Origin of the sequence: Bradyrhizobium oropedii, from assembly GCF_020889685.1 — a bacterium.
GTDB lineage: Bacteria > Pseudomonadota > Alphaproteobacteria > Rhizobiales > Xanthobacteraceae > Bradyrhizobium > Bradyrhizobium oropedii.
This window is the reverse complement of the sequence record NZ_JACMYO010000053.1, coordinates 26,452-46,732: the sequence shown is the minus strand read 5'-3', so window position 1 is coordinate 46,732 and position 20,281 is coordinate 26,452. Positions and strand designations below refer to the sequence as shown.

Genomic DNA, 20,281 nt, shown 5'->3' with positions numbered 1-20,281 from the left:
CCGAGCGCGATCGGCAGCGTGCCGAAGATCGCCGCGAACGTCGTCATCATGATCGGGCGGAAGCGCAGCAGCGCCGCCTCGCGGATCGCGTGCTCGGCGCTGAGGCCGACGCGGCGGCGTTCCAGTGCGAAGTCGACCATCATGATCGCGTTCTTCTTGACGATGCCGACCAGCATCACAATGCCGATCATCGCGATCACCGACAGCTCCATCCCGAACAGCATCAGCGTCAGGATCGCGCCGATGCCGGCAGACGGCAGGCCGGAGATGATCGTGATCGGGTGGATGAAGCTCTCATAGAGAATGCCTAGGATCACGAAGGCCGCGAACACCGCGGCGAGGATCAGCACGCCCTGCCCGCGCAGCGAATCCTGGAACACCTGCGCGGTGCCGGAGAATCCGGTCGCAATCGTCGGCGGCAGATTTGCGGTCTGCTCGAGCTCGGTGATCTTGTCGACGGCGTAGCCGAGCGAATTGCCGGGCGCGAGGTTGAACGAGATCGTCACCGCCGGCTGCTGGCCCTGGTGGTTGATCTGCAGCGGTCCGACCGACGGCACGAGCCGCGCCACCGCATCGAGCGGAATGGTCTGGCCGTTCGCGGTCTTCATGTAGAGCTTCGACAGATCGGACGGATCGACGCGGAACTGCGGCTGCACCTCCAGGATGATCTGGTAGTCGTTCGACGGCATGTAGATGGTGCCGACCTGCCGCGCGCCGTAGGCGTTGTAGAGCTGGTTACGGACCTGATCGACGGTGACGCCGTAGACCGCCGCCTTCTCGCGGTCGATGTCGACCGTCATCTGCGGGTTCTTGATGTAGAGGTCGGTGGTGACGTCGAGCAGCCCCGGGATCTTCTCGATCTTGTCGCGCATCTCCGGCGCCAGCCGGTAGAGCGACTCGGTATCGCCGCTCTGCATCACATATTGATATTGGCTCTTCGAAATGCGCCCGCCGATGTTGAGGTTCTGGACGCTCTGGAAGAACGCCTGCATGCCCGGGATCTCGCGCGCCTTCTGGCGCAGCCGCCCGATCACGACCGCGGCGTTGTCACGGGTCTTCTGCGGCTTCAGCGCGATGAACAGCCGGCCGTAATTGGTGGTCGGATTGGGACCGCCGGAACCAACGGTGGAATTGATGTAGTCGATCGCCGGATCGGTGCGCATCACCTCGACCAGCGCCTGCTGGCGCACCTTCATCGCCTCGAACGAGGTGTCGGTCGCGGCCTCCGTCACGCCGATCAGGAAGCCGGTGTCCTCCTGCGGAAAGAAGCCTTTCGGCACGATCATGTAGAGATAGACGGTGCCGCCGAGCGTCGCGAGCGTCACCACCAGCATCAGGGCTTTCTTGGCCAGCACCCAGTCGAGCGCCCATTCATAGGCGCGCAGCCAGGCTTCGAACATCGCCTCGAATACGCGCAGCACGATGTTCGGTCGCTTGGTCGCATCATGCGCGCGCAGCACGCGGGCGCACAGCATCGGCGTTAAGGTCAGCGACACGAAGCCGGAGACGATGATCGCGACCGAAATGGTGACTGCGAATTCACGGAACACGCGGCCGACGATACCGCCCATCAGCAGCACCGGGATGAACACGGCGATCAGCGAGAAGGTGATCGAGATGATGGTGAAGCCGATCTCGCGGGCGCCCTTCAGCGCCGCCTCGAACGGCTTCATGCCGTGCTCGATATGGCGGACGATGTTCTCCAGCATGACGATGGCGTCGTCGACCACGAAGCCGACCGAAAGCGTCAGCGCCAGCAGCGTCATGTTGTTGATCGAGTAGTCCAGCGCGTACATCACCGCGCAGGTGCCGAACAGCGAGATCGGCACCGCCAGCGCCGGAATGAAGGTTGCGGACGCCGAGCGCAGGAACAGGAAGATCACCAGGATCACGAGAGCGACTGCGATCAGCAGGGTCTCCTCGACGTCGCTGACCGCCTGCCGGATCGAGACCGAACGGTCCATCATCACCTGCATGGTCACCGAGGGCGGGATCGCGGCGCGCAGCGACGGCAGTTTTGCGAGAACGGCGTCGACCACCGCCACCGTATTTGCGTCGGGCTGCTTCTGGATCGCGAGCACGATCGCGCGCTCATCGTTCATCCAGGTCGCGATCTTGTCGTTCTCGACGCTGTCATAGACCTTGGCGATTTCGTCGAGCCGGACCGGCGAGCCGTTGCGCCAGGCCACGTAGATCTGGCGGTAGTCGGCCGCCTTGTCCATCTGGCCGGAGGCCTGCAGCGCGACGTCCTGCTTGGGGCCGTTGAGCGTCCCGACCGGCGTCGAGGAGTTGGCGCGCGACACCGCGGCGCGGATGTCCTCCATCGAGACGCCACGGGCGGCCGCGGCCTCCGGATCGGCCTGGACGCGGATCGCAAATTTCTGCGCGCCGTAGATCAGCACCTGGGCGACGCCCGGCAGCTGCGACAGCGCCTGCCCGATCGTGATGTCACCATATTCGTTGACCGCCGACAGCGGCAGCGTCGCCGATCCCAGCGAGACGAACAGCACCGGGAAGTCCGCCGGGTTCACCTTCCGGAAGCTCGGCGGGATCGTCATCTCGATCGGCAGCCGGCGCTGCGCGATGGTCAATGCGGTCTGCACGTCGAGCGCGGCGGCGTCGATGTTGCGGTTGAGGTCGAACTGAATCGTGATGACGCTCGTGCCCTGCGACGAGTTCGAGTTCATCGATGAGATGCCGGCAATGGTCGAGAGCTGACGCTCGATGATGCCGGCGACCGAGGCCGCCATGGTGTCGGCGCTGGCGCCGGGCAGCGTGGCCGTGACCGCAATGGTCGGGAAGTCTACCTTGGGCAGCGCCGAGACCGGCAGCAGGCGAAAGCCGAACACACCGAATGCAATGATCGACGCCGTGATCAGCGTCGTCATCACCGGGCGGCGGATGCAGAGCTCGGACAGCGTCATCGGTCAGGCTCCGGCCTTGCGCGCCCGCAGCTCGACCCGCGATCCCTCCGACAGCAGCAATTGGCCGTCGACGACGATGCTTTCAGCGCCCGCCAATCCGTCTGAGATCACCGATGAGCCCTGGAAGGTGCGATCGACCTTGACCGGTTGGACCTTGGCGACGCCGTCCTTGACGATGAAGACGAAATTGCCGTTCTGGCTGCGCTGGACTGCAACCGTCGGCACCACGACCGCGTCCTCGCTGCGGATGATCAGCTTGGTCTGCACGATGGTGCCGGGCCACAGCGTCTCGCTCGCATTGTTCATGATGCCGCGCACGGTCACCATGCCGGTGGTCGCATCGACGGCGTTCTCGACCATCGCGACCTTGCCGCTCTCGGAACGCTGATGGCCGGGAATCGTCGCGATCACCTTGGGATCGCCCTTCCCCATGGCATCGCGCAGATCGACCAGCGCACGCTGCGGGATCGCGAAGGTGACATAGACCGGCGCCATCTGGTTGATGACCGCGAGCGGCTGGGTGTCGGCCGGGCGAACGAAATTTCCGACCTTGACGTTGGCGGCGCTGATCCGCCCCGCGAACGGTGCGCGGATCACGGTGTAGCTCTTCTGGACGCGGAGATTTTCCAGCGCGAACTGGTCGGCCTTGATGGTCCCGATCAGGACGTCGGACTGGGTCTTGGCATTGTCGAGATTGACCTGGGTGGTCGCGCCCTTGCCGACGAGCTCCGTGTAGCGGCGGAGGTCGCGCTGCGCGCCCTCGAGCTGGGCCTGGTCGCGGGCGAGCACGCCCTCGGCCTGCTCGATCTGGGCGTCGATCTGCCGCGCGTCGAGCATAAACAGCAGGTCGCCTTCATTGACCCTGGCGCCGTCCTCGAAATGCACCGAGACGATGGTGGTCTCGAGCCGCGACTTCAGCGCCACGCTGGAGATCGGCGTCACCTGTCCGATCGCATCGACATCGACCGGCACCGATTTGCGTTCCGCCTTGGCGAGATCGACCGAGACCACACGCGGCCGCGGGATCCCTTGCGTGGTGGCGGCACCGCCACCCATCAATGATGCGCGGGTCATGTAAGCCGCCCCGGCCGCAATGCCGAGAACAGCGACGGTCAGAACCAAATTGCGTTTTTTCATAAGTTTTGCACGTGCGCTGCCGGCTTCCCTTGCGGGCCGGAACGCTTCGCAACTCCCCCGTCGGCAATTGTTACGCCTTGTTTCCGGAGAGGGTTAGCACAGGCGGATCGCCCATGGTATGCCACCAAAGTGAAATAGTGCGGCCTTGGTCCGGTCCCCGGCGTGCGCAGCGCCGGAAATTCGGGCATACCGCGTCGCTTCAGCTTTCCGAATCCCTACCTCATGTCCGCCTCAGTTCTCATCTGCACCTGGGAAGAAGCCCGCGAGCGCTCCCGTGCGATCCGCTACAACGTCTTTGTCGAGGAACAGGGCGTGCCGGTGGAACTGGAATGGGACGACATGGACACCTCGAGCTGGCACGCGCTGGCGTTCGCCGAGGATGGCGCGCCCGTGGCCACAGGTCGGCTTTTGCCCGACGGTGATATCGGCCGGATGGCGGTGCTCAAAGCGGCCCGCGGCACGGGTATAGGCGCGCGGGTGCTGGATGCGCTGATGGCCAAGGCCGCCGAACTCGGCTATCCCGAACTGATCCTGAACGCGCAGACGCAGGCGGAGCCGTTCTACGCGCGCGTCGGTTTCGCGCGGGTCGGCCTCGAATTCGAGGAGGCCGGCATCCCACACATCGAGATGCGGAAGCGCTTGGTCCAAGCGGGGCGCCCGGTTGTGCGCCCCATTAAATGAAGGATGCCCGATGGCAGTTCGCATCGCTACGTGGAACGTCAACTCGGTCCGGCAACGGATCGAACTTCTGGTCGCCTGGCTGAAGGAGTGTTCCCCCGACATCGTCTGCCTGCAGGAGATCAAATGCGTCGACGACGCATTCCCCCGGCTCGAGGTCGAGGCGCTGGGGTATAATGTCGTCACCCACGGCCAGAAGACCTTCAACGGCGTCGCGCTGCTCTCCAAGCTGCCGTTCGACGAGACCAAGTCGGGCCTCGCCGGCGACGACGAGGACGCCCACGCCCGCTTCCTCGAAGGCGTCGTCACGCTGAAACAGGGCGTGGTGCGGGTCGCGTGTCTTTACCTGCCCAATGGCAACCCTGCGAACACCGACAAATATCCCTACAAGCTCAAATGGATGTCGCGGCTTCTTGAGTACACGCGGGAACGGCTTAAGGCCGAGGAGCTGCTGATCCTGGCCGGCGACTTCAACGTCATTCCGGCCGCCCGCGACGTCTACAATCCGGCCGCCTGGGCCGACGACGCCCTGTTTCGGCCGGCGACACGCGAGGCCTTCCAGTCGCTGCTCGGCCTCGGCCTCACCGATGCGCTGCGCGCGGTCAATGACGAGCCCGGTCAGTACACCTTCTGGGATTATCAGGCCGGTGCCTGGCAGAAGAACTGGGGCCTGCGCATCGACCATCTCTTGATGTCGCCGCAGGCCAGCGACCGGCTGATCGATGTCGGCATCGACAGCTATGTCCGCGCCTGGGAGAAGCCGTCCGACCACGTTCCGGTCTGGGCCGATCTCGATCTCGAGACCGCCTGAGCGTTGCCAGCCAAGCGACCCGCCGGGCCCCGGGATATCAGTCCCGGCGGCCTCTAATCGCGGCGGCCCTGCACCCAGTGCTCGAGCATCTGCAACGCCATGGCGCGATCGTCTTCGGACGCCTTGGCGATCGCCCGGTTGTAGCTTTCCTTGATCCAGGCCTCTTCCGGCGTCGCGCTGTCGCGCGCCAGCGTCAGCCACATCAGGCCGCGTGCCCGCTGCGGCGGCAGCCGGTCGCCGTTGAACAGCATCTGGCCAAGCAGCGCCTGCGCCTGATGCTGGCCCTTCTGGGCGGCAAGGCCCAGCCAGCGCGCGCCATAGCGGAAATCGTCCCGCGAGGCGTCCGGCGTCTTCAGGTAAAGCCGGGCAAGGTCGTACTGGGCGTCGGCATTGCCGAAATAGGACGCGGCATAGGAGAACATCTCCCGTGCCCGTTCGGTGTCCGCCTTCACCTTGGAATTGGGAATGCCGCTCAGATAATAGCGGCCGAGCGCCACGAAGGCGTTGGCCACGATCGAGGCCTGCGGCGCCGACGGCGAGTCCTCGGCATGCGCATTGGCGATCCGGCTGAAATACTCGAAGGCGCGCATGTCATCCTGGATGACACCGTCGCCCTCGGCGTACATCTTGCCGAGCTTCCACTGCGCCACCGGGTGGCCGCCCTCGGCCTGGTACTGCAGCGTGCTGAAGGAGGAGGTCGGCGAGGTCGCCGCAGGGGCCACCGGCGTGGCGGCCCGCTTCAGGGCACCGGCCGTGCCGGGCTGCGGAGCGACCACCGGAAGAACGGTATCCTGGGGGCTGACCGGGGCGCCGTCGAAGCCGAATCCGGGGCCCGCCACTGGAATGGCCCCTAACGCAAACGCAAATATCGCACGCTTAAACGTCCGCATAACACTGTTTCTCGTACGCGCCACCCGGATGGGTGACTGCGCCATCCACCGCCGGCCCCACTTGCTCGGCGTACTTCCACAGCGCACCAGATGTATGGTTCGTCGCGCGAGGGGCCCATTTGGTCTTACGATTTGCGAGTTCGGCGTCGCTCAAATTTACGTTAAGGGTGCCGGCGACCGCATCGATCTCGATGATGTCGCCGTCTTGCAACAACCCGATCGGCCCGCCGACGGCCGCTTCAGGTCCAATATGGCCGATGCAGAAGCCACGGGTGGCACCGGAGAACCGGCCATCGGTGATCAGGGCAATCTTGCCGCCCATCCCCTGCCCGGTCAGCGCCGCCGTGGTCGCCAGCATCTCCCGCATCCCGGGACCGCCCTTCGGTCCCTCGTAGCGGATCACAATCACTTCGCCTTCCTTGTAGGTGCGCTTCTGCACCGCCTCGAAGGCGTCTTCCTCGCGGTCGAAGCACCGGGCCGGACCGGTAAACCTCAGGTTGGACATTCCCGCGACCTTCACGATCGCACCCTCCGGAGCGAGATTACCCTTCAGTCCGACAACGCCACCTGTCACGGTGATCGGATTGTCGGCGGGCCGCACCACGTCCTGGTGCGGATTCCATTTCACGCTTTTGAGGTTTTCGGCGATCGTTCGGCCAGTGACGGTCAGGCAATTCCCGTGCAGGTGGCCATTGTCGAGCAGCGTTTTCATCAGCAGCGGAATGCCGCCAACTTCAAACATGTCTTTGGCAACATAACGGCCGCCCGGCTTCAAATCCGCGACGTAAGGAGTCTTTTTGAAGATTTCGGCAACGTCGAACAAATTGAATTTAATGCCGCACTCATGCGCGATGGCCGGCAGGTGCAGCGCAGCATTGGTCGAACCACCTGAGGCTGCAACCACGGCCGCAGCATTTTCAAGGGCTTCCCGGGTGACGATGTCGCGGGGCCGGATGTTTTTCTTGATCAGCTCCATCACCTTCTCGCCGGCGGCAGAGCAGAAGGCGTCGCGGATCTCGTATGGCGCCGGAGCCCCGGCCGAATACGGAAGCGCGAGGCCAATCGCCTCGGACACAGTCGCCATGGTGTTGGCGGTGAATTGGGCGCCGCAGGCGCCGGCCGACGGGCACGCCACCCGCTCGATTTCGTCCAGGTCCTCGTCCGACATGGCGCCGACCGAGTGCTTGCCGACCGCCTCGAACATGTCCTGCACGGTCACCGGCTGCCCGCGGAAGTTGCCGGGCAAAATCGAGCCGCCATAGATGAAGATCGATGGCACGTTGAGCCGGACCATCGCCATCATCATGCCCGGCAGCGACTTGTCGCAGCCGGCGAGCCCGACCAGCGCATCATAGGAGTGACCGCGGACAGTCAGCTCGACCGAATCGGCAATGCATTCCCGCGACGGCAGCGACGAGCGCATGCCGTCATGGCCCATGGCGATGCCGTCGGTCACGGTAATGGTGCAGAACTCGCGCGGCGTGCCGCCGGCCGACGCCACGCCCTTCTTCACCGCCTGCGCCTGGCGCATCAGCGAAATGTTGCACGGGGCAGCTTCATTCCAACATGAAGCAACGCCGACAAAGGGTTGATGAATCTGGGCTGTCGTCAGCCCCATCGCGTAGAGATAGGACCGATGCGGTGCGCGCTCAGGGCCCTCCGTCACATGACGGCTCGGCAGCCTGCCCTTGATGTTCGTCTTGGCGTCCATCCTGGCGTCCAATCGCGACCCTGTTTCCCGCGCTCTTTCCTCCATCAACGCCGGAACCCGAAAAAATGTCCCGTCGTCGGAGCGCTGGCTATTCAGCTAGGTGAATATCCTTTCATGTCGGGGTGTGGCCAAAAAGCGGCGCAACTACCAACCGGCTGTGTTTAGGGTTAAATGTTCAAACACAGTTGCGAAAACGCAACAATCGTGGCCGCCGGGCAACCATGTATTACCGGTCCTTATGGAAACCTTACAGTCGCCTGACCAAACAGCCGTAGGGCTGACGTCTAGCGACAGAACTCGCCTGAGTTGTGGATGAGGTTGTCGAGGTTGTCGCCCTCTCTCACGCCGCGCTCGTGACGAGCGCGAAGCGCCCCGCGACCGGGCGAGACGGCAAAATCGTACACGTGAGTTACATTTCTGATAAAGCGCAATACCTTGTCGAGAGGATTGCGCTGTCGGGGAAACTCTCCCAGCCATGCCGGACCGCACTTCAATCGGTCAACGTCGCTGTCGGGAAGAATTTAGTTCTATGCAATAATTATTCTGCACTAGACGCTGCCGAAGTAGTAGCGTCGCAACTCCCTCAGTAACAGTCAGGGACACGCCCGCCATGTCTGCTCTTCAAGCAAAGCTGGAACGATTTGAGGTCCTCGCCGACGAATGCGAGCTGATCGCTAGCAGGACGTTGGATGGGAGCAACCGCGAACTATACCAGCGGCTGGGCGGGCACTATCGCGAGCTGGCGACCGACATGCGGGCCGTCATCGCGACGATCGATGCTACGGCAGCGTAAGAAAAAGGGCCGCTCGAAACAACAAGCGGCCCAAGTCTAGGGAGGAAACGCCCTCAAGGAGGGCGGCGACAGCGCAAGGCGCTGCCGCATGATCGTCATATGGGTTGAGAGGCGAGCTTCGGGAGCCCAGATTGCGCAAGCCAGGGGCGCGCCGTGTGCGCCTTGAATCTGCGCTTCGCAGCGCATAAATCCAGCGCGACCGCCGCAACGCAGGCTCGACGACACAGGCCCCCGCCTTCGCTCTTTGAGCCGCGAGGAACAAACTCCCCCATCCATCCTACAATTTACGATTTTACGAGGCGCTTCCGCTTCGCGTTCAGCGCGGATGCAACACGGCTGACCGGCGGGCGGCCGAGCAACCCCGCGACCTCGTTCGTGGTGGCCAGCAACCTGTCCATGTCGATCCCGGTTTTCACGCCCATACCCTCCAGCATGTAGACGACATCCTCGGTCGCGACGTTGCCGGTGGCGCCGGGCGCATAGGGGCAGCCGCCGAGACCGCCGGCGGCGGAATCGATGACGCGGACGCCCTCCTCCATGCCGGCATAGAGATTGGCGAGCGCCTGGCCGTAGGTGTCGTGGAAGTGCATTGCGAGGTTACCGACCGGAAGCTCGGCGCCGACCGCACGCAGCACCTCCTTGGCCTTGACCGGCGTGCCGACGCCGATGGTGTCGCCAAGCGAGATTTCGTAGCAGCCGAGATCCCACAGGGTCACGGCGAGGTCGGCGACCGCCTTTGGCTTGATCTCGCCGTCGAACGGACACCCCAGCACGCAGGAGACATAGCCGCGCACCTTGACGCCATCGGCCTTGGCGCGCGCCAGCACCGGCTTGAAGCGCTCGATCGATTCCGCGATCGAGCAATTGATGTTGGCGCGCGAAAAGCCTTCGGAGGCCGCCGCAAACACCGAGACCACCTTGGCGCCGGCCGCGCGGGCCGCGTCATAGCCCTTCTCGTTCGGCACCAGCACGTGGAATTCGGCGTCCTTGACGTGACTGACACCGCGCAGCACCTGCTCCGAGCTTGCCATCTGCGGGATCGCCTTCGGCGACACGAAGGCGCCGACCTCGACGGTGTTGAGCCCCGCCGCCACCAGCGCCTCGACGAAGGCGATACGCGCCTCGACGCTGACCGGCGTCTTCTCGTTCTGGAGGCCGTCGCGCGGCCCCATCTCGACGATGTGGATCTGATCGCTCATGACGCGGCCGCAGGCTCGACTTCGGCAAGCTCGACGCCCTCGCCGACGATGTCGCCGACTTTGCATTTGAGCTTCTTCAGCACGCCTGCGTAAGGCGCGCGCAGGGTCTGCTCCATCTTCATCACTTCCAGCGTCAGGATCGGCGCGCCCTTCTCCAGGGTCGCGCCCTCCTCGGCCAGCAGCGCGACCACGGTGCCCGGCAAGGGTGCCACGATCTTGTCCTCGCCGACCTGCTCCTCGCTCTCGCCGCCGAACGGATCGACCCAATGCAGGTCGAAGCGGCCGTTGCGGGTGCGCAAGTAGAGTTCGTGGCCCTCGATGACCGAAGCGACGCGCGACTTGAGGCCGTCGAGCGTCAAGTCAAAGCCGTCATCGCCGGATGACGAGATCTCAAATCCAATCTCGCGCCCGCCGATCGAGAGCGTCGACGGTCCGTTGCCGTAGTGCAGCGTGATGGTGTGGGCAGGCTCGTGGCCCTGCCGGAACGAAAACACCCGCTGGCGGCGGCCGACCGGCATCCAGCCGAAAGCCTGCCAGGGCGAGCTGGCTTCGCTCCGCGTCGCCTTCTGCTCATGGTTGACGATCGCAGCCACCGCCGCGCAGAGCTCGAACTCGCCGGCTGCGCCAGTACCGGCCGTCAGGTTTTTCAACTCGCGCTCGATGAAGCCGGTATCGATTGCATTGGCCCGCGTCTGCGGATGCGTCACCAGTGCCGACAGGAACGGGATGTTCGTGACGATGCCGCGGACATCGGTCTGTTCCAGCCCGCGATTGAGCTTCTCGATCGCCCCCTCACGCGTCGGCGCCCAGGCGATCACCTTGGCGAGCATCGCGTCGTAATAAGGAGAGACGTTGTCGCCGCTGCGATAGCCGGCATCGATCCGCAGGCCATCGCCCTCCGGTGGCGTCCGCCAGGTCTTGATGCGGCCGACCGAGGGCATGAAGTTCTTCTGCGGATTTTCCGCGTAGACGCGCGCCTCGATGGCATGTCCGTTCAGCTTGATCTCGTCTTGCTTCAGCGGCAGCGCCTCGCCGAACGCGACGCGGAGCTGCCATTCGACGAGATCGACGCCGGTGATCAGCTCGGTGACGGGATGCTCGACCTGCAGGCGGGTGTTCATCTCGATGAAGAACACGTCCTTGCCGTCGGAGACGAACTCGATGGTGCCGGCACCCACATAATTGACCGCCCCGGCGGCTTTTCGCGCGGCTTCGCAGACCGTGTCGCGCTGCGCGGCGTTCAGGGTCGGCGAAGGCGCCTCCTCGATCACCTTCTGGTGCCGCCGTTGCAGCGTGCATTCGCGCTCCCACAGCGAGAGCAGATTGCCATGGCTGTCGCCGATGATCTGCACCTCGATGTGACGCGGGTTCTGCACGTATTTCTCGATCAGCATACGGTCGTCGCCGAATGCCGCCTTGGCCTCGCGCTTGGCGCTGGTGATCGCGGCCGCAAGGTCTGCCGCCGCATTGACCACGCGCATGCCGCGGCCGCCACCGCCGGCAGATGCCTTGACCAGCACAGGGAAGCCGATCCGGGTCGCAGCCTCCGCCAAGGTCGCCTCGTCCTGGGCCTCGCCGTGATAGCCCGGCACCAGCGGCACGCCGGCCTTCTCCATCAACGCCTTCGAACCGGATTTCGAGCCCATCGCGGTCATCATCGCGGCGGTCGGGCCGACGAACACCAGACCGGCATCGAGGCAGGCCTGAGCGAACTCGGCATTTTCGGACAGGAAGCCGTAGCCGGGATGCACGGCCTCCGCCCCGGTCTGCTTTGCGGCCGCGATCACGCGTTCGATGTTGAGATAGCTGTCGCGCGCCCGTGCCGGCCCTAGCAGCACGGCCTCGTCGGCCAGCGCGACATGCATGGCGTCGCGGTCGGCCTCGGAATAGACCGCGACGGTGCGCAGGCCCATGGCGCGCGCCGAGCGGATGACGCGGCAGGCGATCTCGCCGCGGTTGGCGATCAGAAGCGTACGGAAACGCCGGTAGAGTTTTGAGCGGTCCATGGTCAGATCCTGGGTCACATCCTGAACAGGCCGAATTTCGTCGGCTCGATCGGCGCGTTGGCGGCGGCCGAGAGACCGAGCCCGAGCACCAGGCGGGTGTCGGCGGGATCGATCACGCCGTCGTCCCAGAGCCGCGCGGTGGCGTAATAAGGATTGCCCTGCTTCTCGTATTGCGCCCGGATCGGCTCGCGGAATTTGTCTTCCTCCTCCGCCGACCAGCTCTCGCCCTTGGCCTCGATGCCGTCGCGCTTGACCTGGCTCAGGACCATCGAGGCTTGCTCGCCGCCCATCACCGAGATGCGCGCGTTCGGCCACAGCCAGAGGAAGCGCGGACTGTAGGAGCGGCCGCACATGCCGTAATTGCCGGCGCCGTAGGAGCCGCCGATCACGACGGTGAACTTCGGCACCCCGGCGGTCGCAACCGCCGTCACCAACTTGGCGCCGTCGCGGGCGATGCCGCCGGCCTCGTACTTCTTGCCGACCATGAAGCCGGTGATGTTCTGCAGGAACACCAGGGGAATGCCGCGCTGGCAGCACAGCTCGATGAAATGCGCGCCCTTCAGCGAGCTTTCGCTGAACAGAATGCCGTTGTTGGCGATGATGCCGACCGGATACCCCCAGATATGGGCGAAGCCACAGATCAGCGTGGTGCCGTAGAGCTTCTTGAACTCGTCGAACTCCGATCCGTCGACGATGCGCGCGATGATGTCGTGGACGTCGAACGGCTTGCGGCCGTCGGCGGAGACCACGCCGTAGATTTCCTCGGCGGGAAACAGCGGCTCCTGCGGGGGGCGCATGTTGAGCGGTGCCTTCGCCGGCGGCTTCAGCGTGCCGACGATGCGGCGCGCGATCCCGATCGCGTGGGCGTCGTTCTGCGCATAGTGATCGGTCACGCCCGACTGGCGCGAATGGACATCGGCGCCGCCGAGCTCTTCGGCGGTGACGACCTCGCCGGTCGCGGCCTTCACCAGCGGCGGACCGCCGAGGAAGATCGTGCCCTGATTGCGCACGATGATGCTCTCGTCCGACATCGCCGGCACATAGGCACCGCCTGCCGTACACGAACCCATCACGATCGCGATCTGCGGGATGCCCCGCGACGACATCTGCGCCTGATTGTAGAAGATGCGACCGAAATGCCGCTCGTCCGGAAAGATCTCGTCCTGCAACGGCAGGAAAGCGCCGCCGGAGTCCACCATGTAGACGCAGGGCAGATTGTTCTGCCGCGCGATGTCCTGGGCGCGCAGATGCTTCTTCACCGTCAGCGGGTAATAGGTGCCGCCCTTGATGGTGGCGTCATTGGCGACGATGATGCATTCGCGGCCCGAGATGCGCCCGACGCCGGTAATGACGCTGGCCGAATGCACGTCACCGCCGTACAGCCCGTTGGCGGCCAGCGGCGACAGCTCGAGAAACGCGGTGCCGGGGTCGATCAAGAGATCGACGCGATCACGCGCCAGCATCTTGCCGCGCGAGGTATGCCGCTTGCGCGATGTCTCGCCGCCGCCGCCGGCAACCTGCTTGAGCTTGTCGCGGAGCTCCGCGACCAGGCTGCGCATCACGTCGGCGTTGCGGGCGAATTCTTGGGATGTGGGATCGATCGTCGAATGAAGCGGCATCGGTGTTGCACGTTTCGTTGGAGGACACGGTAGGACGATGAGCGGAGGATTGATCTGTCACCGCCGACGCGGTGACGGCCCCTCACCCCGCCCCTCTCCCTGCGAAGAGCGGGGCGAGGGAGAAGAAACTACGCCGTCTTGGCGAACAGCTCGCGGCCGATCAGCATGCGGCGGATCTCGCTGGTGCCGGCGCCGATCTCGTAGAGTTTTGCATCGCGCAGCAGGCGGCCGGTCGGATAATCATTGATGTAACCGTTGCCGCCCAGGAGCTGGATCGCATCCAGCGCGCATTGGGTGGCCTTCTCCGCGGCATAGAGGATGGCGCCGGCGGCGTCCTCGCGCGTGGTCTCGCCGCGATCGCACGCTTTCGCCACCGCGTAGACATAGGCACGCGAGGCGTTCATCGTGGTGTACATGTCGGCGATCTTGCCCTGCACCAGCTGGAACGAGCCGATCGGCTCGCCGAACTGCTTGCGCTCGTGGACATAGGGCAGCACGACGTCCATGCAGGCCTGCATGATGCCGATCGGCCCCGCCGCCAGCACCGCGCGCTCATAGTCGAGACCGGACATCAAGACATTGACGCCGCGGCCGACTTCATTGAGCACGTTCTCCTCCGGCACCTCGCAATCCTCGAATACCAGCTCGCAGGTGTCGGAGCCGCGCATGCCGAGCTTGTCGAGCTTCTGCGCGGTCGAAAATCCCTTCATGCCCTTTTCGACGATGAAGGCGGTCATGCCGCGCGGACCGGCGTTCGGATCGGTCTTGGCGTAGACCACCAGCGTATCGGCGACCGGGCCGTTGGTGATCCACATCTTGTTGCCGTTCAGGACGAACCGGTCACCCTTCTTATCGGCCCGGGTCTTCATCGACACCACGTCGGAACCGGCGCCGGGCTCCGACATCGCCAGCGAGCCGACATGCTCGCCCGAGATCAGCTTCGGCAGGTATTTGCGCTTCTGCGCGTCGTTGCCGTTGCGGCGGATCTGATTGACGCAGAGGTTGGAATGCGCGCCGTAGGACAGGCCGACAGAGGCCGACGCCCGCGAAATCTCCTCGACCGCAATGCAGTGTTCGAGATAGCCGAGACCCGACCCGCCATACTCTTCCTCGACGGTGATGCCGTGCAGCCCGAGCGCGCCGATCTTCGGCCAGAGGTCGCGCGGAAACTGATTGCTGCGGTCGATCTCGGCGGCGCGTGGCGCGATCTCGTTGGTCGAGAAATCATGCACCGTCTCGCGGATCGCATCCGCGGTCTCGCCAAGGTCGAAGTTGAAGATTGCCGCCTGGTTCGAGGCCATGATCCCTCCCGTGAGATTCATCTTGCAATTAAACGATCATACGTTTTTTTCTTGGCTTCGCAAGCAACCGTGCTATGGTTTGGCGATGAAATCCGCAGTTCATTGAATCTGTTGGGATTTCATGCAATAAACATACGGTCGTTCGCTTGTTTCCTGGTTCTCCCTGACAAGCCAACACCCTCCGAGGCCCCGATGGCACGCACGATCGGCTCACATGGCCCCACGACGCTGGAGGCGATCCGCAAGGCCGGCGTGCGCCTGATCTTCGAGCGCGGCTACGAGGCCATGAGCCTGCGCCAGCTCGCCGCCGAAGTCGGCATCCAGGCAGGCTCACTCTACAACCATATCTCAACCAAGCAGGACCTGCTGTTCGATCTGGTGCAGGACCATATCAACGATTTGCTGCGCGAGCTTGATCTCGCACTCGAGGGCAAGGCCGATCCGGTGGAGCAGCTGCGCGCCTTCGTGGCCTTCCACGTCAGCTATCACATGACCCGCAAGCGCGAGGTCTTCATCGCCAATTCCGAACTGCGCAGCCTCGAAGCGAAGAACTACGACGCCGTGGTGGCGCTGCGCGGCGCCTATGAACAGCGGCTGGCGCAGATCCTCACCGAGGGCGCGGCCGAAGGCGTGTTCGAGGTGGTCGACATCCAGGTCGCGACCTTTGCGATCATCTCGCTGCTCACCGGGCTCTGCACCTGGTACCGTCCCGGCGGCCGCCTGACCCGGGACGCCATCATCGCGGCGCACGAGAAGCTGGTGCTGTCGGGGGTCGCGCCGCAGGCCGCGATCCGTCAGCGCAGCAGCGGCAGCGAAAGCCCGCAGACCGCCGTGGCGGGTTCGTGACCGTGACCGAGCGCCCACAGCTCGATGACATCGACCTGCGGATCCTGGCCGAATTGCAGAGGGACGGCCGGATCAGGATCAACGAGCTCGCCGAGCGGGTCGGCATCACAGCCCCGCCCTGTCTGCGCCGGGTCCGTGCCCTGCGCAGTCGCGGCGTGGTGCAGGCGATCCGCGCCACGCTCGACGAACGGCTGCTGGGCTATGAGGTGACGACCTTCGTCCTGATCCAGCTCGACAGCCAGACCCTGGTGGCGATCGAGGCGTTCGAGGCCACGGTGGCGGCCGTGCCGCGCTTCCTGCAATGCTGGCGGATCTCGGGCGATGCCGATTTCATGCTGAGATGCGTCGCGCCCAGCGTCGACGACATGCGCCAGCAGCTGCTGCAATTCGCAGGGCTGCCCAATGTGCGTAAAATTCGAAGCTTTCCGGTGCTCGGCGTCTCAAAGGATGCGCCGCTGCCGATCCCGGGCGCCCTCGCCGCCAGCCCTGCGAGCTGATTGCCGGGCCTAGTGCGTCCAGGGCTCCCAGCGGCGGAACGCAAAATTGTCGGCATAGGCGACCTGGCGGTGCGCCGAATCCTTCGGCTCGATCACCTGGTAGGCGATGCCCTTGCGCTCGCAATACGCCGTCGCCTCCTCCTTGGTATCGAATTGCAGCGTGAGCTGCTGCTTCATGTCGGTCGACGAGGTCCAGCCCATCAAGGGCTCCACGGTGCGCGGCTGCTCCGGCTCGTAATCCAGTTGCCACTCTTTCGTCTTGGCACGTCCCGATTGCATCGCGTTTTTGGCGGGCTTAAAAATGCGTGCGGTCATGGATGGTCGGCCCCGTGGGATATGCGACATGGAAGCGGTAGACTTGGAAGCGATTTGAAGGAAACTGCCGGGATAGTATAGAGACACCGTTCAACGAACTGATCGGTGATTCCTCGATCTCGGAGGTAGCCTTCGCCGGACCGGTATAGTCATTCTACCGCGCTGTGACAATCTGGCCCCGGGAGGCTTCTGGAGTCCCTTGGGCCCGCGGCCAAATTGTCACAGCACGGTCTTCTCGACAGCATCATCTCGAGGAAGCGGCGCCCCATGGAAATCCACGCAAGCCTGCCCGAAAAAGGACGTGACCTCCGGCTCGACCTGTTCCGCGGGATCGCGAACTGGGCGATCTATCTCGATCACATCCCCGACAATATCGTGAACTGGATCACGACGCGGAATTACGGCTTCAGCGACGCGGCGGACCTGTTCGTCTTCATCTCCGGCTACACGGCATCCTTTGTCTATGCCCGTATGATGCTGGAGCGGGGCTTCATCGTCGGCGCCACCAGGCTGACCAAGCGGGTCTGGCAACTCTATGTCGCCCACATCATCCTGTTCGTGATCTACATCGCCTCGATCAGCTATCTGGCGCTGCGCTTCGGCGACTCCGAGATCATCAACGAGTTCAACGTCGCCGGCCTCGTCGACAACGCCACCGAGACACTGCGCCAGGGCTTGTTCCTGAAGTTCAAGCCGGTCAATCTCGACGTGCTCCCGCTCTACATCGTGCTGATGGGCCTGTTTCCGCCGGTGCTGTGGTTCATGCTGCGGCGGCCGAACTGGACCATGCTGGCCTCGCTCGCACTCTGGCTGGTGTCGCGCCACATGGGCTGGAACCTGCCCGCCTACCCGGCCGGGACCTGGTACTTCAATCCGTTCGCCTGGCAGGTGCTGTTCGTGTTCGGCTCGTGGTGCGCGATGGGCGGCGCACGCAAGAACATGCACATCATCAACTCGCCCTATACGCTGTGGTTCTGCATCGCCTATATGATCTTCGCGCTGATCATGACGATGGCCGGACGCTTCCCGGAGTTCGGCGCGCAAATGCCGGATTGGCTGTATTCGGCCTTCAACCCGAACGACAAGACCAACCTCGCGCCCTACCGCTTCCTGCACTTCGTGGTGATCACGGTGCTGGTGATCCGCTTCATCCCGAAGGACTGGGCGGCGCTGGAATGGAAGGTGTTCGATCCCCTGATCGTCTGCGGCCAGCAATCGCTCGCGGTGTTCTGCGTCGGCGTGTTCCTGTCCTTTGTCGGACATTTCGAGCTCTCGATGAGCTCGGGCTCGCTGTTCGCGCAGATCTTCGTCAGCATCTCCGGCATCGCGATCATGACGATCGTGGCCTATTACATCTCGTGGTCGAAGCGGCAGGACAAGCCGATCAAGCCGCCGGCGCCGAAACCCGCGGCACCGGCAAAGGCGGCCTGACCCGAACTATCTGAGCATGGCCTCCCGGGCCACGCTCTAGCTGCCGCCGCGGCTGCCGTCCTGCGTGGTCGAGGAGACAATGGTGGCGACGTCGCCGAACGTCGTCATCACGGGCGTCACGACCTTGTGCATGGCGGTTTTCGCCACCAGCGTGTCGTGCATCACGAGGTTGTCGATCCCGGTGGTGAGGAAGCAGCTCACCGCATCCTGCGGCGTCTCGATGATCGGCTCGCCCTTGACGTTGAACGAGGTGTTGATCAAGACCGGCACGCCGGTGAGCGCCTCGAACTCCTTCAGCAGGCGATAGAGCATCGGGTTGGTCTCTTCCCGCACGCTCTGCACCCGCGCCGAGCCGTCGACATGCACGATCGCCGGGATCTTGTCGCGCCATTCTGGGCGTACCGGCTTTGCGATCAGCATGTAGGGCGAGTCCTCCTCGCCCTCAAAGATCTCCTTCATGCGCTCCGCCAGCACCAGCGGCGCGAACGGGCGGAACGCCTGGCGATGCTTCACGCGGCTGTTGAGGATGTCCTTCATCTCGGCCCTTCGCGGATCGGCGATCAGGCTGCGGTTGCCTAGCGCACGCGGACCGAATTCCGACGCCCCCTGAAACCAGCCGATCACGCGCTGGTCGGCGAGCAGTTTTGCGGTATCGCGGCAGATGTTGTCGCTGCGCCTGGCGTCGACCTGGATGCGCACCAGGAAGTTCTGCAGCGCGGCCGCGACGTCCGCGTCGCTGTAGCGCCGGCCGACAAAGGCGTGCTCCATCACGAAGGAGCGCCGTGCTTTAAGGATCTCGAGCCAGCCGTAATAGGCGCAGCCGATGGCGATGCCGTCGTCGCCGGCGGCGGGCTGGATCCAGACGTTCTCGAAACCGGCCTCGCGGGCGATGCGGCCGTTGGCGACGCAGTTCAGCGCGACGCCGCCGGCGATGCAGAGGTTCTTCGCACCAGTGGTCTCGCGCAGCCAGCGCGCACGCGTCAGCAGCACGTTCTCGGTGTCGTCCTGGACCCGCCAGGCGATGTCCTCCCAGTGCCGCATCGTCGGGCTCTTGTCCCAGCTGCCGCTGTCGAGCACGAAGGGCTGCTGGTTGTCGGCGCCCCAGAACGGCACGTGCAGCCTGCCGTCCTTCATCTCGAGCAGATGATCGACCTGATCGCGGCGGCCATAGGGCGCAAGCCCCATCAGCTCGCCGCACTTGTTCCAGTCGCCGAACACGTAGGTCGAGACCCGGCTGTAGAGCGCGCCGAGACCCGGCATGTTGTAGAACTCGTCCGACAAGAGCCCGCGCGCAGGCTCCATCCAGACCTTCTTCAGGCATTCGAGCTTCGTATCGTCGAACCTGTAGTAACTCTCGGACTCGCGGGCGAGCGGCGACGCCCCATCCTGCGGATACTGCTCCATCGCATCGGCCTGATAATTGCCGACGCCGTCGACTATCATCACGACGCCGTCCTTGAACGGCGACACCGCGAACGCGCTGTAGGCATGCGCGAGGTGATGCGAGATCGAGACCACCTTGTCGGACTTTGAACGAAACAGCGGATGCTTGATTGCCTCATTGCGCTCGGCAATCGGCAGGAAGCCCGGCATGTCCTGGTGGAGCATCCGCTCCTCCATCTCGGGCACCGGCAGGATGTAGCTGTTGCGCACCACGAGATCGACGTCGTCGAGCGTGATGCCCTCGGCCGACAGGCAGTAGTCGACGACTTCCTTGTAGAAGCCCGAGGCGTGCTTCTCGCGGGTGATGCGCTCCTTGGAGATCGCGTAGGCGATCGCACCGTCGCGCAGCAGGCAGGCGCTCACGTCATGGTCGTAGACGTTGAGACCAAGGACGTAGGTGTGTTGTTTCGGCATGGGCACTCTTCAGGGAGGATACTGAGACGCTCAGAGAACAGGATCGTGTCGACTTCAAGTTCTCGACGGCATTTTCCGTGGTTCGCAAATCTCTGCTTCTGCGATGCACAAATCAAATCGGCGCCAAGTCAGCGCCAGATCTGCGCAATGCAAGATGAACAGAATGAACGGCGGATGAACGACAAGATGAGCGCAGCAACCACATCATCCTTTGCAGGCGGGACTGTAACTTGACCTTACCTTTTGGTCTCAATAGAGTCGCTAAA

General features: G+C 64.1%; 16 protein-coding genes. 6 read left to right on the top strand and 10 right to left on the bottom strand.

Annotation, left to right across the window (positions count from 1 at the left end):
* Positions 1-2,924: efflux RND transporter permease subunit (locus H8A95_RS17055; protein ID WP_229184165.1), on the bottom strand; the 2,924-nt coding region annotated here is incomplete at its 3' end.
* A 3-nt stretch (positions 2,925-2,927) separates the two neighbouring features.
* Positions 2,928-4,061 (bottom strand): efflux RND transporter periplasmic adaptor subunit, encoded by a 1,134-nt coding sequence (locus H8A95_RS17050; protein ID WP_229184164.1) that lies wholly within the window; start codon positions 4,059-4,061, stop codon positions 2,928-2,930.
* Positions 4,062-4,283: 222 nt separating this feature from the next.
* Between H8A95_RS17050 and H8A95_RS17045 the strand changes: the two genes are divergently transcribed.
* Together H8A95_RS17045 and xth are read left to right on the top strand one after the other, a co-directional pair.
* A complete protein-coding gene (locus H8A95_RS17045) occupies positions 4,284-4,742 on the top strand; it encodes a GNAT family N-acetyltransferase (RefSeq protein WP_229184163.1) in 459 nt (152 codons plus the stop codon).
* A 10-nt stretch (positions 4,743-4,752) separates the two neighbouring features.
* Positions 4,753-5,550, top strand: coding sequence for an exodeoxyribonuclease III (gene xth / locus H8A95_RS17040; RefSeq protein WP_229184162.1), 798 nt, complete (start codon positions 4,753-4,755; stop codon positions 5,548-5,550).
* A 53-nt stretch (positions 5,551-5,603) separates the two neighbouring features.
* Here the strand turns inward: xth and H8A95_RS17035 are convergent, their stop codons facing one another.
* Positions 5,604-6,440: a tetratricopeptide repeat protein gene (locus H8A95_RS17035; RefSeq protein ID WP_176531191.1), complete on the bottom strand. Its 837-nt coding sequence runs from the start codon at positions 6,438-6,440 to the stop codon at positions 5,604-5,606.
* On the bottom strand, positions 6,427-8,151 hold the full coding sequence (gene ilvD, locus H8A95_RS17030; RefSeq protein ID WP_229184161.1) for a dihydroxy-acid dehydratase: 1,725 nt from the start codon (positions 8,149-8,151) through the stop codon (positions 6,427-6,429). The genes H8A95_RS17035 and ilvD overlap by 14 nt, the downstream gene beginning before the upstream one ends.
* Positions 8,152-8,761: 610 nt before the next feature.
* Here ilvD and H8A95_RS17025 point away from each other — a divergent pair.
* Positions 8,762-8,944: a hypothetical protein gene (locus H8A95_RS17025; RefSeq protein ID WP_229184160.1), complete on the top strand. Its 183-nt coding sequence runs from the start codon at positions 8,762-8,764 to the stop codon at positions 8,942-8,944.
* A 284-nt stretch (positions 8,945-9,228) separates the two neighbouring features.
* Here the strand turns inward: H8A95_RS17025 and H8A95_RS17020 are convergent, their stop codons facing one another.
* The 4 genes from H8A95_RS17020 to H8A95_RS17005 form a co-directional block, all read right to left on the bottom strand.
* Positions 9,229-10,143: a hydroxymethylglutaryl-CoA lyase gene (locus H8A95_RS17020; protein ID WP_229184159.1), complete on the bottom strand. Its 915-nt coding sequence runs from the start codon at positions 10,141-10,143 to the stop codon at positions 9,229-9,231.
* Entirely contained in the window at positions 10,140-12,149 is a 2,010-nt protein-coding gene (locus H8A95_RS17015) for an acetyl/propionyl/methylcrotonyl-CoA carboxylase subunit alpha (RefSeq protein WP_229184158.1), read from the bottom strand. The genes H8A95_RS17020 and H8A95_RS17015 overlap by 4 nt, the downstream gene beginning before the upstream one ends.
* Before the next feature lie 14 nt (positions 12,150-12,163).
* Entirely contained in the window at positions 12,164-13,768 is a 1,605-nt protein-coding gene (locus H8A95_RS17010; protein WP_229184157.1) for a carboxyl transferase domain-containing protein, read from the bottom strand.
* Positions 13,769-13,896: 128 nt separating this feature from the next.
* Entirely contained in the window at positions 13,897-15,069 is a 1,173-nt protein-coding gene (locus H8A95_RS17005) for an isovaleryl-CoA dehydrogenase (protein ID WP_229184156.1), read from the bottom strand.
* Between the two features lie 192 nt (positions 15,070-15,261).
* On the opposite strand from H8A95_RS17005, the gene H8A95_RS17000 reads away from it, so the two are divergent.
* Together H8A95_RS17000 and H8A95_RS16995 are read left to right on the top strand one after the other, a co-directional pair.
* Positions 15,262-15,915, top strand: a complete 654-nt coding sequence (locus H8A95_RS17000; protein ID WP_229184155.1) for a TetR/AcrR family transcriptional regulator — start codon at positions 15,262-15,264, stop codon at positions 15,913-15,915.
* A gap of 2 nt (positions 15,916-15,917) precedes the next feature.
* Positions 15,918-16,412: an Lrp/AsnC family transcriptional regulator gene (locus H8A95_RS16995; protein ID WP_229184154.1), complete on the top strand. Its 495-nt coding sequence runs from the start codon at positions 15,918-15,920 to the stop codon at positions 16,410-16,412.
* A gap of 9 nt (positions 16,413-16,421) precedes the next feature.
* Here the strand turns inward: H8A95_RS16995 and H8A95_RS16990 are convergent, their stop codons facing one another.
* Positions 16,422-16,727 carry an ETC complex I subunit gene (locus H8A95_RS16990; RefSeq protein WP_229184153.1) on the bottom strand — a complete coding sequence of 102 codons (306 nt, stop codon included), beginning with the start codon at positions 16,725-16,727 and terminating at the stop codon, positions 16,422-16,424.
* 267 nt (positions 16,728-16,994) lie between these two features.
* Here H8A95_RS16990 and H8A95_RS16985 point away from each other — a divergent pair, with 267 nt between their 5' ends.
* Positions 16,995-18,158: an OpgC domain-containing protein gene (locus H8A95_RS16985; RefSeq protein WP_229184152.1), complete on the top strand. Its 1,164-nt coding sequence runs from the start codon at positions 16,995-16,997 to the stop codon at positions 18,156-18,158.
* 36 nt (positions 18,159-18,194) lie between these two features.
* On the opposite strand, the gene H8A95_RS16980 is transcribed toward H8A95_RS16985, so the two are convergent.
* On the bottom strand, positions 18,195-20,015 hold the full coding sequence (locus tag H8A95_RS16980) for a carbamoyltransferase family protein (RefSeq protein WP_229184151.1): 1,821 nt from the start codon (positions 20,013-20,015) through the stop codon (positions 18,195-18,197).
* Positions 20,016-20,281 lie beyond the last annotated feature (266 nt).